17 protein-coding genes are annotated in these 14054 nt (G+C 68.2%); 13 read left to right on the top strand and 4 right to left on the bottom strand.

Going from position 1 to position 14054, the window contains the following annotated elements:
- Positions 1-21: 21 nt before the first annotated feature.
- A complete protein-coding gene (locus RGD00_RS14500) occupies positions 22-1143 on the bottom strand; it encodes an LLM class flavin-dependent oxidoreductase (protein ID WP_310458061.1) in 1122 nt (373 codons plus the stop codon).
- A 119-nt stretch (positions 1144-1262) separates the two neighbouring features.
- Between RGD00_RS14500 and RGD00_RS14495 the strand changes: the two genes are divergently transcribed.
- The 8 genes from RGD00_RS14495 to RGD00_RS14460 all read left to right on the top strand — a co-directional run bounded on the left by RGD00_RS14495 (position 1263) and on the right by RGD00_RS14460 (position 6948).
- Positions 1263-1817: a winged helix DNA-binding protein gene (locus RGD00_RS14495; protein WP_310458060.1), complete on the top strand. Its 555-nt coding sequence runs from the start codon at positions 1263-1265 to the stop codon at positions 1815-1817.
- Positions 1818-1894: 77 nt separating this feature from the next.
- The gene (locus RGD00_RS14490; RefSeq protein ID WP_310458059.1) at positions 1895-2473 is read left to right on the top strand and encodes a nuclear transport factor 2 family protein; all 579 of its coding nucleotides are present in this window, start codon (positions 1895-1897) and stop codon (positions 2471-2473) included.
- On the top strand, positions 2470-3255 hold the full coding sequence (locus tag RGD00_RS14485) for a 2-keto-4-pentenoate hydratase (protein ID WP_310458058.1): 786 nt from the start codon (positions 2470-2472) through the stop codon (positions 3253-3255). Before RGD00_RS14490 ends, RGD00_RS14485 begins: the two co-directional genes overlap by 4 nt.
- Positions 3256-3264: 9 nt before the next feature.
- Entirely contained in the window at positions 3265-3738 is a 474-nt protein-coding gene (locus RGD00_RS14480; protein WP_310458057.1) for a nuclear transport factor 2 family protein, read from the top strand.
- 7 nt (positions 3739-3745) lie between these two features.
- Positions 3746-4222: a DUF3237 domain-containing protein gene (locus tag RGD00_RS14475; protein ID WP_310458056.1), complete on the top strand. Its 477-nt coding sequence runs from the start codon at positions 3746-3748 to the stop codon at positions 4220-4222.
- Positions 4223-4237: 15 nt separating this feature from the next.
- Entirely contained in the window at positions 4238-4699 is a 462-nt protein-coding gene (locus RGD00_RS14470) for a nuclear transport factor 2 family protein (protein ID WP_310458055.1), read from the top strand.
- A 19-nt stretch (positions 4700-4718) separates the two neighbouring features.
- Positions 4719-5831 carry a Gfo/Idh/MocA family protein gene (locus RGD00_RS14465; protein ID WP_310458054.1) on the top strand — a complete coding sequence of 371 codons (1113 nt, stop codon included), beginning with the start codon at positions 4719-4721 and terminating at the stop codon, positions 5829-5831.
- Positions 5832-5922: 91 nt separating this feature from the next.
- Positions 5923-6948: a TRAP transporter substrate-binding protein gene (locus RGD00_RS14460; protein ID WP_310458053.1), complete on the top strand. Its 1026-nt coding sequence runs from the start codon at positions 5923-5925 to the stop codon at positions 6946-6948.
- Positions 6949-7097: 149 nt separating this feature from the next.
- Here RGD00_RS14460 and RGD00_RS14455 read toward each other — a convergent pair whose 3' ends face one another.
- Positions 7098-7571, bottom strand: coding sequence for an Lrp/AsnC family transcriptional regulator (locus RGD00_RS14455; protein WP_310458052.1), 474 nt, complete (start codon positions 7569-7571; stop codon positions 7098-7100).
- 200 nt (positions 7572-7771) lie between these two features.
- Here RGD00_RS14455 and RGD00_RS14450 point away from each other — a divergent pair, with 200 nt between their 5' ends.
- Together RGD00_RS14450 and RGD00_RS14445 are read left to right on the top strand one after the other, a co-directional pair.
- The gene (locus tag RGD00_RS14450) at positions 7772-8320 is read left to right on the top strand and encodes a PPC domain-containing DNA-binding protein (protein WP_310458051.1); all 549 of its coding nucleotides are present in this window, start codon (positions 7772-7774) and stop codon (positions 8318-8320) included.
- Positions 8313-8696, top strand: coding sequence for a PPC domain-containing DNA-binding protein (locus RGD00_RS14445; protein ID WP_310458050.1), 384 nt, complete (start codon positions 8313-8315; stop codon positions 8694-8696). Before RGD00_RS14450 ends, RGD00_RS14445 begins: the two co-directional genes overlap by 8 nt.
- A gap of 55 nt (positions 8697-8751) precedes the next feature.
- On the opposite strand, the gene RGD00_RS14440 is transcribed toward RGD00_RS14445, so the two are convergent.
- Positions 8752-9786 (bottom strand): TRAP transporter substrate-binding protein, encoded by a 1035-nt coding sequence (locus tag RGD00_RS14440; RefSeq protein WP_310458049.1) that lies wholly within the window; start codon positions 9784-9786, stop codon positions 8752-8754.
- A gap of 192 nt (positions 9787-9978) precedes the next feature.
- Here RGD00_RS14440 and RGD00_RS14435 point away from each other — a divergent pair, with 192 nt between their 5' ends.
- The gene (locus RGD00_RS14435; RefSeq protein ID WP_310458048.1) at positions 9979-10827 is read left to right on the top strand and encodes an SDR family NAD(P)-dependent oxidoreductase; all 849 of its coding nucleotides are present in this window, start codon (positions 9979-9981) and stop codon (positions 10825-10827) included.
- A 344-nt stretch (positions 10828-11171) separates the two neighbouring features.
- Positions 11172-12077, top strand: coding sequence for an aminotransferase class IV (locus RGD00_RS14430; RefSeq protein WP_310458047.1), 906 nt, complete (start codon positions 11172-11174; stop codon positions 12075-12077).
- A gap of 5 nt (positions 12078-12082) precedes the next feature.
- Here RGD00_RS14430 and RGD00_RS14425 read toward each other — a convergent pair whose 3' ends face one another.
- Positions 12083-12814 carry a glutathione S-transferase N-terminal domain-containing protein gene (locus RGD00_RS14425; protein WP_310458046.1) on the bottom strand — a complete coding sequence of 244 codons (732 nt, stop codon included), beginning with the start codon at positions 12812-12814 and terminating at the stop codon, positions 12083-12085.
- Positions 12815-12985: 171 nt separating this feature from the next.
- On the opposite strand from RGD00_RS14425, the gene RGD00_RS14420 reads away from it, so the two are divergent.
- A complete protein-coding gene (locus RGD00_RS14420; protein WP_310458045.1) occupies positions 12986-14029 on the top strand; it encodes a TRAP transporter substrate-binding protein in 1044 nt (347 codons plus the stop codon).
- The last annotated feature ends 25 nt before the right edge of the window (positions 14030-14054 follow it).

Here is a 14054-nt window from a genome sequence, read left to right as displayed (position 1 = left end):
CCGCCGGGGATGGGGCGCGCGCTATTCCGCCGCCACCGCCTGCGCCACCGGCGGGCGGATGCCGGCCTGTTCCAACAGCGGTAGCACGTTGTCGCGGAAATAGGGGAATTCCTCGGCGTAATCGACGAAGCTGAGCGTCGATCCGGCGAAGCCCGCCCTGTGCAGCGCGATTATGCCATCGGCCACCTGTTCCGGCGTGCCGGTCAGGGGGAAGCCGCCGTGGCCCGCCGCCATAGCGTAGCGGATCTGGGCCAGCAGGTCGTGCGGGAAGCTGTGGGCATGGGCGAACTGGAGCCGCACGAGGTTGTCGGTCGCCTCCCAGTCGGCGTTGTCGTCGACGGTGTATTTCAGCCAGTCCTTCGCCTCTTTCTCGGTCGGGCGGCAGACGACATGGCTGAAGGTCAGCACCCCCACCTTGCGCCCCTTGGCCGCCGCCTGCGCCTTCAGCGCGGCGATTTCGGTTTCCGACCGGGCGAGGTCGATCGCGGGGGTGAAGAGGAAGTTCGCGTTGTCGGTGGCGAATTCGCGCCCCTGCGGCGATCCGGCCGCATTCAGGATCGGCACCGTGCCGCGCATCGGCCGGGGATCGCCCTTGACATTCTTCAGCCGGAAATGCGTGCCTTCCCAGTCGAACCGTTCCGTGGAGGTCCAGAGCCTGCGGATCACGTCGAACCATTCCTGCGCATAGCCGTAGCGGGTTTCGTGGTCGTCGGGCAGGGTCAGGCCCAATGCCTCGTATTCCGGCTTGTTCCAGCCCGCGACGATGTTCAGCCCCGCCCGGCCCTTGCCGATCTGGTCGAGGGTGGCGATCTGCTTGGCCACCACCACCGGGTGGTTGGCGCTGGTGTGGATGGTGGCGAAGACGGTCAGGTTCCGCGTCGAGGCCAAGAGCCCCGCCGCCCAGGTCATCGTTTCCAGCACGCCGCCGTGGAAATCGGTTTCCCCGCCATAGCCGATCCAGCGCGCGATCGGCAGCATGAAGTCGATCCCCGCGGCGTCCAGCATCTTCGCCAGCCGCAGGTTGTTGTCCCAGCTGTTCTGCCAGCGTTCGGGGACCTTCGTCACCGTCATGCCGGAGGAACAGTTGGTCGAAAAGGTGCCCAGGCGAAAGTGATCGCCGGTCAGCATCGGGGCGTCGGACATCGGGGTCATCCTGTTGGTTGGGGTTTTGGTGTTATTTTATGTTTGAAAGTCTATCGTAAAATCGCATTGCGTCAACGGGTTTGGCGGGCCAGTCTGGGGGCTGCGGAAGGGGGCCGGGCATGGCGCGGAAAACGCTTGAAATTCAAAACGATTCCGGCGCGCCGGGGCTCGACTACCGCTGGCATCTGGCGCAGAGCCCCGACGAGGTGGCGACGACGGAGCTTGAATTCGCGCTGATGCGCACGGCCGAGGGATTCGCGCGCTGGCAGTCGGAATGCCTTGCCTCGGTCTGCGATCTGGCGGCGACGGGGCCGGAAAACGCGATGCTGCACATCATCCGCATGAACGAGCGGCCCAAGACGATGAAGGACCTCGCGCGGCTGACGAACCGCGACGATGTGCCGAACATCCAGTATTCGCTGCGCAAGCTGATCGCGGCGGGGCTGGTGGAACGGCGCGGGGCCGGGCGGTCGGGCGTGACCTATCAGGTGACAGCGGAAGGCCGCCGCGTGACCGAGGATTACGGCGCCCTGCGCCGCCGCCTGCTGATCGCCGCCATCGCAAATGTGCCCGGTTTCGCCGAACGGCTGACCGAGGCGACGCAGGCGCTCAACCTTTTGTCGGGGATCTATGAGGAGATCGCCCGCGTCGCCGCCACCCACAGGCGTGGTTAATCCTGTCACCCGGCGCGGGGGCAGGCGGGAAGGCGGGCAGGGCGCAATGATGGGCCATCCAACTTCAGGAGGCCCCCATGAGCGACGCCTATTCCCCCGCCCGTCTGGCCGACCGCGCCGAGATCCAGGATGTCATGTACCGCTGGACCCGCGCCATCGACCGGCTGGACTACGACGCGATCCGCGAGGTGTTCCATACCGATGCCATCGACAACCACGGCCTCTACACCGGCGGCGTCGACGGGCTGATCGAATGGATCCGCGGGCGGCACAGGTCGGTCGCCATGTCGATGCATATCGTCGCCAACATGCTGATCGAGTTCACCGGCCCCGACAGCGCGGTGGTGGAAACCTACAACCTCACCTGCCAGCGCTATCCGGCAGAGGGCACGGCGGGGCTTGCGGCGCTGGCGGGCGGCGCCAGCGGCAAGGCGGGGACGGCGACGGACCTTCTGGCCTTCGCCCGCTATGTCGACCGGTTCGAGCGCCGCGGCGGCCGCTGGAAGATCGCCGAGCGCACGGTGGTGTTCGACAACACGATGATGTCCGAAGTGCCCGAGAACGGGCCGAAATTCGGCGCCGACTGGACGGTGGGCCGGCGCGACCGGCAGGATTTCGTCTATGCCGAACGCGCCCGGGGCGGGCTGACCTCGTGACCGGGGGCGGGGCGCAGGCGGCATCCGACCTGCTGCTCGGCCTCTGGGCGCGGGGGCAGGTGATCGCGGCGCTGCCCGACGACCTGCGCCCCGCCTCGCGGGCCGGGGGCTATGCCATCCAGGCGCTGGCCGAACGTGCGGCGCCGGGGCCGCTTTACGGCTGGAAGCTGGCCGCGACCTCGGCCGCGGGGCAGGCGCATATTGGGGTGGACGGGCCGCTGGCGGGCCGGCTGCTGGCGCATCGGGTGATCGCCTCGGGCGGCACGGTGCCCGCGGGCGTGAACCACATGGCGGTGGCCGAACCCGAATTCGCCTTTCGCCTGCGCGCCGACCTGCCGCCCCGCGCCGCGCCCTATGAACCGCCCGAGGTGATGGCGGCGGTCGCCAGTGTCCATGCGGCGCTGGAAATCCCCGATTCCCGCTATGCCGATTTCGCCCGTGTCGGCGCGGCGCAGCTGATCGCCGACAACGCCTGCGCGCATTGGTTCGTGCTGGCGGGCGCCACCGCCGCCGACTGGCGCGCGCTGGACCTGTCCACCCACCGCGTCACCGCCTGGGTCGAGGGCGGCGAGGTCGCCGAAGGCTCGGGCGCCAATGTCCTGGGCGACCCGCGGCTCGCGCTGACCTGGCTCGCCAACGAATTGTCGCAGTTCGGCCCCGGCCTGCGCGCGGGGCAGGTGGTGACGACCGGCACCTGCGCGGCCCCCCTGCCCATCCACCCCGGCGCCACCGCCACCGCCGATTTCGGCGTGTTGGGCCGCGTCACCGCCCGTTTCGCCTGAGGAGCCCCCATGACCGCCACCGTCCCCACCCGCCGCGCCGACGAGATCACCCCGAAGGACGAGGCCGAACGCCTTGCGCTGTCGTATTTCACCCTGCTGATGCGGCGCGAACTGGATGCGTTCGAGCAGCTCTGGCACCCCGAGGCGGTGCAGGAAATCCCCTTCAAGCCCGAGGGTTTCGGCAATTTCGTCACCGACGCCTTCCGCGGCCGGGAAGAGATCATGGCACATTACCGCGCTGCCTTTGCCAACCGGCGCGACCATGTGTTCTGGGTCGATGCGCTGCACCGCACCACCGACCCCGGCACCGTGATCGTCGAGGCGCATGCGCGCTCGCTGGTGGGGGAAACCGGCAAGGTCTATGAAAACAGCTATGTCTGCATCTTCCGCGCGCAGGACGGGCATCTCGTCTCGCTCAAGGAATACGTCAACCCGCTGGCCTTCATGAAGGCCTTCGCGGGCGGTTTCGACGCGCATCGCTGAGGGGCCCATGACCGCCGTTCCGCCCCCCGCCCGCCTCGACCACCGTTTCCTCGGCACGCTGGCGATCGAGGTCGAACGCCCGATGCCGGCGGGCGTCACGCCCGTGGGCAACCGCCGTTTCGACATGCTCAGGGGCGGCACCTTCACCGGCCCGCGCCTGTCGGGCATCATCCTGCCCGGCGGCAACGACAGCCTGACGCAGCGCGCCGATGGCGCATGGCATCCCGATGTGCGGGTGCTGCTGGAAACCCACGATGGCGCGCGGGTGCTGATCTATTACCGCGGCATCCGTACCGCGAGCCAGGAGGTGTCGGACCGCCTGCTGGCGGGCGAACAGGTGCCGTGGACCGACTATTACCTGCGCAACGCCCCCTGGTTCGAAACCGGCGATCCCCGCTATGCCTGGCTCAACGGCATCATGACCGTGGGCGTGGGCCGGCGCGAGGGGATGATGGTCATCTACGAAATCTTCGAAATCCTCTGACCGGAAAGAACCGACATGCCCACCCGCGCCGACGCCTTCACCCCCGCCACGCCCGGCATCGCCACCGCGCTCCAGTTCTTCACCCTGCTGATGAAGGGCGACCTCGACGCCTTCGCGCAGATCTGGACCGAGGATGCGGTGCAGGAACATCCCTTCGGCTTCGACGGTCTGACCGCGGCGCTGACCGGGCGCGACGAGGTGGTCGCGGATTACCGCCGCATGTTCGCCAACCGCTCGGACATGGTGTTCACCATCTATGACGCCCACCAGACCACCGACCCCGATTGCGTGATCATCGAGGCGCGCGGCGTCAGCCGGGTGAACGAGACCGGCAAGATCTACGACAACCGCTATGTCGCGCTGTTCCGCCTGCGCGACGGGCGGATCGCGCTCAACCGTTTCTACTTCAACCCGCTGGTCACGCTGGACACGTTCAAGGGCGTGCTGATCGGGCCGGGGCTGAGCAAACAGGACTGAAGCAGGGAGGGCGGGGGCGATGGAACCCATCCGTGTCGGGCTGATCGGGGCGAGCGTGGATCCCGCGCGCAGTTGGGGAACGCGCGCGCATGTGCCCGCGTTGCAGCATCTGCCGGAATACGAACTCGCCGCGCTCTGCACCACGCGGGAGGAAACCGCGCGCGCCGCGGCGGCGGCCTTCGGCGTGCCCCATGCCTTCTGGGATGCGCGGGCGATGACGGCCTCGACGGCCGTCGATCTGGTCGCCATCGCCGTGCGCACGCCCCTGCATGGCGAGATGGTGCAGGCGGCGCTGGCGGCGGGCAAGGCGGTCTATTGCGAATGGCCGCTCGGCGCGACGGTCGAAGAGGCGCGCCGGACGCTGGCCGACACGCAGGCGGCGGGCGTCGTCAACATGATCGGCCTTCAGGGCCGCCAGAACGAGGCCATCCGCTATGCCCGCGACCTGATCGCCGAAGGCTACGTGGGCCGCATCGTATCGGTCACGATGAAGGTCACGCAGGCGAATTTCGGCCCCGACGAGACCCCGGGCAACGCCTATACCGCCGATGCGGCCAATGGCGCCACGATCCTGACCATCGCCGCCGGGCAGGCGCTGGAGGCGATGTGCCACGCCGTGGGCGGGTTGCGCCGGTTCTCGGCCGTGGTGTCGAACCAGCATCCGGTGGCGCGGATCGCACCGACGGGGGAAGAAATCGCCAAGACCGCGCCCGATCAGGTGCTGATCGCGGGGCTGCTCGACGGGGGCGCGGTGGTTTCGGTCCATATCCGGGGGGGTGCTGCGCCCGCGACCTCTTATGCGCGGCTGGAAATCAACGGCACGGCGGGCGATCTGGTGCTGAGCGCGCCGGGCGCGGCCAACCTGCATCGCGTGGCGCTGTCGGTATCCGGCGCGCGGCGGGGCGAGCCGGTGCTGCGCCCGCTGCCGGTGCCCGCCAGCTATGGCATCGGCATCCCCGAGGGCCCGGCACGCTATCTGGGCCACAACTATGTGGAACTCGCCCGTGCCCTGCGCGGCGGGCCGCCCGTCACCGCCGATTTCGCCCATGCCCTGCGCTGGCAGGAAATGCTGGCGGCGATCCAGCGCGCCTCGGACACCGGGCAGGCGCAGGAATTCACCGCTGTCACCTGAAGGGGGGACTGCCCGCCCCACGCCCGGCGGCGTAGGAAAGGCACAGCCGGGCGGCCCCGCCGCCGCCGCGCCCCAGTCAGACGGAGATCCCATGCTCAAGACCCTTCTCAAGGCCGCCACGGCCGCCGCCGCGCTGGCGCTCGCCGCAGGTGCCGCCACCGCGGCCGATGTCACGATCCGCTATTCCTCCTGGGTGCCGCCGGGGCATTGGTATCTGGAAAATGCGCTCAAGCCCTATCTGGCGGAAATCGAGCAGGTCACCGAGGGCCGGGTGAAGATCGACATCCTGCCCAAGGTCGTCGGCACCCCCGCGGCGCAGTTCGACGTGGTGCGCGACGGGCTGGCGGACATGAGCTGGATCGTTCTCGGCTATACCCCCGGCCGGTTCAAGCTGGCGCAGTTCGGCGAACTGCCGTTCAACGCGATCACCAAGCCCGAACACGCCCGCATCTACTACGACACCTATGTGAAGCATTTCGGCGCCGTGAACGAGTTCAAGGGCGTCGAACTGCTCGGCCTGTGGAACATCACCGCGATCAACATCGCCACCAAGACCCGTGAAGTCGCCTCGCTGGCCGACATGAAGGGGCTCAAGCTGCGCGTGGCGTCGGACTACGCCGCGAAATCGCTGGAGCTTCTGGGCGGCGTGCCGATCGTGAAATCCTCGACCGAGGCGTTCGAGATGCTGGCCTCCGGCGCCATCGACGGCAGCCTGATGCTGGGCGAGACGCCGCAGTCGACCAATTCTCTCGACCTGATGGACCATTACACCATCGTGCCCGGCGGCCTGGCCACGGCGCTGCACGCGATGATCATCAACCCCGATACCTGGGCCAAGATCTCGGAACAGGATCAGGCGGCGATCCGGGCGATCTCCGGCTCGGTGATGGTGCCCAAGGTGGCGGGGATCTACCTCGATCAGGATGCCACCGGCATCAAGGCGATGGAGGATGCGGGCTACAAGATCCAGACCGCCTCCGACGCCTTCGTCGCCGAACTGCAACAGAAGCTGGCCCCGATCGAGGATCTGTGGATCGAAGAGGCCAGGAAGGCCGGCGCCGAAGATCCGCGCGCCGTGCTGGACGAATACCGCGCCGCGGTTGCTGCGGCCGAATAAGGAACTGCCGGGGCCGGACCCCCTTCTGATGGCCCCGACAGACCCGGCCGCGCCCGCCGCGCGGTCGGGTTTTTATTTGTGGTCCAGCCGGTTGCGGGGCGGTATTGACACCTGTTCCGCCAGATGCCGGGACAAGCCCCGGCGCCTGCTCAGCCGAGCGCGGTCGGCGGCACCGAATGCGCGCGCTTGAGGCATTTCAGCGTGAAGCTCGACCGCGACTGCCGGATCCCCGGCACCTTGTAGAGCTTCTTACGCAGGAATTCCTCGTATCCCGCCGTGCCGCTGACCGCGACCTTCAGCAGATAGTCATAGGCCCCCGTGGTCAGATAGACCTCCAGCACCTCGGGCAGATCCGCGAGCACGCGGCCGAAGTTTTCCAGCGTCTCGTCGTCATGGCGGTCGAGCGTCACCTCGATGATCACCGTTTCCCCCGCGCCAAGCAGGGATTGATCGAGGATCGCCGTGTAACCCGTTATGTATCCTTCGGATTCCAGCCGCCGCACGCGCTGCCAGCAGGGGCTTGGCGACAGGCCCACCCGTTCCGCCAGCTGGCTGTTGGAAATCCGCGAATCCTCCAGCAGCGCCATCAGGATCTTGCGGTCGATCCGGTCGAGCGGCTTCATGCCCGGGTGCCTCCCTGCGGTGCGAAACGATCTTCTGCCCGCTGACGCTAGGGCAAAACCGCCTGCTGCGCTGTCCCCCTGCGCGGGCAAAGTTCGAAAGCACCTGTGGCGCGGGGCGGCGTAATCTGGGGTCAAGGCCACCCTTCGCGCGATATGTGTATGACGCCGTACAACCCTATGGAACATCAGGGGGAATCACCATGCCCATCCATCCCGCCGCGCATCCCCGCCCGCGCACGCTGGTCCATCCGGGCCGCGCGGCGCCGGTGCGCATCCACAGCATGGAATCGCCCCATGCCCGCCACTTGCGGCTGATGCTGGAACCGGGGCGCAGCCTGCATGCCGCGCTGGTGGAGCCCTTGGCGCGGCGTGGGATCGCCGCCGCCTCGACCACCATCCTCGGCGGCGGCTTCGCGCAGCTTTTCTACTGCGTCGCGCCGCCGGATCCGCAGGGCCGCGCGGTGATCGCCTATTCCGACCCGATCGACGCGGGCGCCGCCACGATGATCTTCGGCAATGCCACCATCGGCCGCGGGCTGACCGGGGCGGTGCTGGTCCATTGCCATGCCGTCCTGCGCACCGGCGCGGGGGCGATGGCGGGCGGCCATATCCTGCCCGAACGCAGCATTGTCGGCCCCGCGCCGATCCCGGTGCTGGTCACGGTGATCGAGGATTTCGAAATCCGCCAGACCCACGACCCGGAAACCAACATCGCCCTGTTCCAGCCCCGCAGGCGCGGCGATGACTGAAGGCGTGGAAACCGGCCGCATGGGGCGCGTGGCCTATGCCCGCATCGCGCCGAACGAGGATCTGGTGGTGGGGGTGGAAAAGCTCTGCCTCGAACGCGGGTTCCGCCATGCCTTCGTGCGCGGCGCGCTCGGTTCGCTGGTGGATGCGGTGCTGGCGCGGGCCGATGGCGGGCACCAGCAGATCGCGGGCCCCGCGGTGGAAATCGTCAGCCTTGCCGGCGAGGTGCGCACCGATGCCACCGGCGCCATCGCCGCACGGCTGACCGGCGTGGTGGCCGACCCCGAAGGCCGCGTGCACGGCGGGCCCTTCGTCGCCGGGGCGAACCCGGTCTGCATGACCTTCGAGGTCACGCTGGAGGAATGGCTGCCCGACTGAAACGAAACGGGCGGCCCCCGGCAAGGGGCCGCCCGCCGGTTTCCTGCCTGCCTGCTTATTTCGCCGCCGCCTCTGCCGCCGCCACCTCGTCGCGGAAGCGTTGCAGCACCGCGGCCGGATCGGCGATGCCCTTGGCCTTGGCGCGTTCGACCCAGGCGGCCTCCAGCGGTTTCACCGCCTCGCGCAGTTCGGCCACGAAGGCGTCGGGAACCACGTTGATCGTCATCGTGGGCGTCGCGCGCATCGTCGCCTCGGCATCCGCATCGGCGTTGTAATAGGTCGTCCCGAGCGCCAGCGCGAGCTTTTCGTGCGAGATCGCGTCGATCGCCGCGCGGTCGGCCTCGGAGATCCTGCCCCAGGCGTCCTTGTTCGCGATGATCGCCAGCGCCGAACTGAACACCCCGCCGGGGATGACGTTGTAGTATTTCAGCAGGTCCATCATGTTGAAGTTCTTGACGGTTTCCCGCTGCGCCATGCTGCCGTCGATGGTGCCGGTGGTCAGCATCTCATAGGCTTCGGCCGAGGATTTCAGGATCGGCGTGGCGCCCACGATGTTCAGCAGTTCGGTCGTGTAGGTGCCCGTCGAGCGCAGCTTGAGCCCCTTCATGTCGGCGATGGAGTTCACCGGCTTCTGCGTGGTGCCGATCTGGCCCGGAGAGTTGGAGACGAGCGTCATCAGCTCCACCTCGGCGAATTCGTTCGCGCCGGCCAGATCCTCGCGGTAGATCTTGTTGAAGATCGGCGCGAACAGGCGGGCGTCGTTGCCGACGAAGGACAGTTCGGCCATTTCCGCCAGAACGAAGCGGCCGGGGCTGTAGCCGGGCACGATGAAGGAAATGTCGGCCAGCCCGTCGCGCACCACGTCGAACTGGCTTTGCGGGGTGCCGACCATCTTGGGCAGGGTTTCGACCTTGACCCGGCCTTCGGTCACCTTCTCGATTTCCTCGAACCAGGGGTTCATCACGTTGAGGTTCACGTGATGCGTCGGGGGCAGCCAGGACGAATAGCGCAGCGTGACGCTTTCGGCCCCGGCGATGCCGGTGGACAGCAGCATGGCCGCGCCGGCGGCGATGCCCAGAAACATTTTCATGGCGGTTCCTCCCTGGTGGTTGCGCCTGTCGCGCGGAATCTTGTGGGGGCAGCCTATATGCGGCAAAGCGTCGCGCCCGCCCCCCGCCACAGGGACAGGCCCGCCCCACGCCCCGCGTTAGGGTGCGGCGCGGGGCGGCCGGCGGGTGCCTGCCGCCGGTCAACGACAGCGGTCAAACGAAAGGCGAGGAACATGGCGGGACGTCTGGAAGGCAAGGTTGCGATCATCACCGGCGGTGTGTCGGGCATGGGGCTGACGGCGGCGGAGCTTTACGTCAAGGAAGGCGCGAAGGTCGTCGTGGCCGACATCCAGGTCGAAAAGGGCCTGGCGATGGAAAAGCGCCTCGGCGGCGCGATGCGCTTTGCCCGCTGCGACATCCGCGAGGAAGAGGACTGGAAGGCCGCGGTGGCGATGGCGGTGGATGCCTTCGGCGGTCTCGACATCATGTATCACAACGCCGCCGCCGTGGGCGACAACACGCCGCTGGACGAGATCAGCGTGACCGGCTGGGACGATACGCAGGCGATGCTGGTGCGCGCCTCGATGCTGGCGATCAAGCATGCCATCCCGCCGATGCGCAAGCGCGGCGGCGGGTCGATCATCCTGACCTCCTCGGCGTCGTGCATGGCGCTCGGCGGGTCGGGCCCCTATGCCTATACGATCGGCAAGGGCGCGGTGATCCACATGGGGCGCTATGCGGCGCTGCAACTGGGCAAGGACCTGATCCGCGTCAACGTGATCATCCCGGGCGCCTATCCGACCTCGATCTGGTCGGGCCATGTGGGGGGCGACGCCAATATGGGCGACGCGATGGACCTGGACCTGAGCCGTTTCGCGCGCATGCAGGCGCTGCCGGTGGCGGGCGATACCAAGAACATCGCCGAGGCCGCGGTCTATCTGGGCTCCGACGCTTCTGCCTGGGTGACGGGCGTGGCGCTGCCGGTGGACGGGGGGCTGTCGCTCTTCCGCAATTCCTATGCGTCGGCAGAGGGGCAGTTGGGCGCGGTGGCGGATGCGGCCAATGCGCTGAAGAACGACTGACGCCCGACGCGGCGGGCCCGCGTTCAGCACCGCCGCTCTGGCTGGCGAAGGCGCGCGCCTTCGCCATATCCTGCGGACTCCGCTGCCCCGGCCGGGGGCCCCAAGCCCCCGGCCAGCGCCCGCCCCGCCCATGGCGGGCGCTTCTCGCCCGCCGGGGCAGGCGCTGGCCTCCCCGGTGTTCCCGGCATCTCCGTCCCTAACGGCACCGCCGCGCGAACGGGCGGGGGAAACGCGGTGCGTTTCCTGATCCCGCCCCGCCCGAACATGGGGCTGCGTCGCCGCAGCCTCTGGCCTTTCCCGCCCCGATGCGCATTCTGGGGGCCTCGGCACCGGGGGAGGGCGGCATGGACGATTATTCGAAAGGGGCGGCCTATCTGTCCGGCGACTACATGCCGCTGGACCGCGCCCGCATCCCCGTGACCCATTTCGCCTTTCGCCGGTCCGACGTGTGCTATGACGTCGTGGGGGTCTGGGACGGCGCGTTCTTCCGGCTCGACGACCATATCCGCCGCTTCCGCGCCTCGATGGTGAAACTGCGGATGACCCCGCCCGAAAGCGACGACGACATCCGCCGCATCCTGCACCGCATCGTCGCGCTGTCGGGGTTGCGGCGCGCCTATGTGGCGATGGATTGCCTGCGCGCCAGCCCGCCCCCCGGCGCGCCGCGATCCGCCGCCTTCGCGCCCAGCTATCTGTCGTGTTTCGCGGTGCCGTGGATCTCGCTGGCCGATGACGGCCAGATGGCGCGCGGGCTGCATGTCGTCATCCCCGATGTGCAGCGCATCGCGCCCGAGGCGGTGGACCCGCGGGTGAAGAACTTCCACTGGGGCGACCTGACCGCGGGGCTGTTCCAGGCCCATGACGCAGGCGCCGATACCGCCGTGCTGGCCGATGCGCGGGGCATGATCACCGAAGGCCCGGGGTTCAACGTGTTCTCGATCACCGGCGGCACCATCGCCACCCCCCGGTGCGGCGCGCTGGAAGGGATCACCCGCCAGTCGGTGATGGATCTGTGCGCCGAACTGGGCCTGCCGCTGGAGCTGCGCGATATTCCGGTGGCCGAATTCCGGCAGGCGGACGAGGCCTTCGTCTGTTCCACCGCCGGCGGCATCATGCCGGTCAGCCGCATCGACGGGCGGATCATGGGCAACGACCGCCCGGGCCCGGTGTCCACCCGCCTGCGCGACAGGTTCTGGCAGAAGCGGGCAGAGGGCTGGCACGCCACCCCGGTGGATTATTCGCTGGCCTGACGGGTTCAGGACCCGGGCCGCGTCGTCGCGGTGGCGTGCATCCGGTCGCCGAACATGTTCGACCACTGTTCCGGCGTCAGCTTCGCGCGGGTCTGGGTATAGCTCGCGCGGTTTTCATCCAGGATCGCGGCCTTGGCCCGCGCCACCGCGGGGCGGGCGGCGATCCGTTCGCCCCAGTCCCCGATGCGGGGAAAATCGGCCAGGTCGATGCCGATCAGATGGGTGCCGGTGGTCCAGGGATACGCCGCCATGTCGGCGATGCCATAGTCGCCCGCCAGATAGTCGGCCTCTTCCAGCCGGTATTCCAGCACGTTCAACTGCCGCCGCGCCTCGCGCGTGTAGCGTTCGATGCCGTAGTCCTGCCCCTCGGGCGCATAGCGGACGAAGTGGTGCGCCTGCCCGTGCATGGGGCCGAGCCCCGCCATCTGCCAGATCAGCCATTGCTGCGCCACGGTCCGTCCGCGCGGGTCCGCGGGCAGGAAACGCCCGGTCTTTTCCGCCAGATACATCAATATCGCCCCGCTTTCGAACACCGGCAGCGCCGCGCCGCCATCGGCGGGCGCATGGTCCACGATCGCGGGCAGCTTGGCGTTGGGGTTGATGCGGCGGAATTCGGGCGTCAGATGGGTGCCCGCGAACATGTCGTATTTCACCAGCCGGTAGGGCACGCCCACCTCTTCCAGCATGATCACGACCTTGAGGTTGTTGCCCGTCGCGGCATAGTGCAGGTCGATCATCCCGGTTCCTCCATGTCTGCCGCATAGACCATCCTTTGCCGGCGCCGGGATCAGTCCCTTTGCGCAGGGACTGACGCCGCGTCATATCGCCACAACGCTGGACCCATGGACAGCACCCGCCGGACCGCGGCGGACCAACGACATGCGTCCTGCATCCAACGGGAGGAGACTATGGGACTGAACCGGATCTGTGCCGCCGTTCTGGCGGCGGGCGTCTGTCTTGGCGGCGGTGTCGCGGGGGCCGAGACGCTGAACCTCAAATACTCGTCCTGGCTGCCGCCGACCAGCTGGGTGAACACTGATCTGCTGCTGCCCTATTTCGAGGACGTGAAGCGCGTCACCGATGGCCGCGTGGTGATCGAGATGCTGCCCAAGACCGTGGGCGCCGCCGCCGCGCAGTTCGACGTGGTGCGCGACGGGCTGGCGGATGTGACCCTGCAGATCCCGGGCTATACGCCGGGCCGGTTCGTGACGACCGAACTGGGCGAACTGCCGTTCCTGGAAACCAACAGCGTCGAGATCATCGCGCCGATCTTCCACCGGCTGTTCACGGAACATCTTCAGCCCGTCGGCGAATATGACGAGATCAAGGTGCTGTCGATGTTCCTGACCTCTTCGGGCCATGCGTTCAACCGCCAGCGCCCGATCGAGAAGATGGAGGACTGGGCGGGGCTCAAGCTGCGCTCGGTCGGCGCGGGGACGACGGCGACGCTGGAAGCCTTCGGCGCCGTGCCGGTCATCAAGCCGTCGAGCGAGGTGTTCGAGATGATCAACACCGGCGCGCTGGACGGCAGCCTGTCGGGCCCGGAAAACCTTGTCGTGTCGAAACTGGTCGATGTGATGAAATACGGCACGATCATCCCCGGCGGGCTCTATCACTCGCCGGTGTCGGTGATCATGAACAAGGGCGCCTGGGAAAAGATCTCGGCCGAGGATCAGGCCGCGATCGAGGCGATTTCGGGCGAGGTTCTGGCGAAGGTCGTGGGACAGGGCTATGACCGCGCCGACAACGCCGCGATGGAAGAGGCCAAGGCCCGCGGCACCATCCAGATCGTCGATGCGAGCCCCGAGTTCGTGGCGGCGATGAAGGAGCGCACCGCACCGCTGGAAGCCGCCTGGGTGGAACGCGCCAAGGCCGCGGGGCTGGCCGATCCGGCCGGCGTGCTGGAACAGCTGCGCGCCGAGATCGCGGCGGCAGAGGCCGCGACCAACTGATGCCGGCACCGGCGCGCGGGGCCCC

Origin of the sequence: Ruixingdingia sedimenti (assembly GCF_031432425.1) — a bacterium.
GTDB classification, from domain to species: domain Bacteria; phylum Pseudomonadota; class Alphaproteobacteria; order Rhodobacterales; family Rhodobacteraceae; genus Ruixingdingia; species Ruixingdingia sedimenti.
This window is presented reverse-complemented; position numbering and strand designations above follow the sequence as displayed.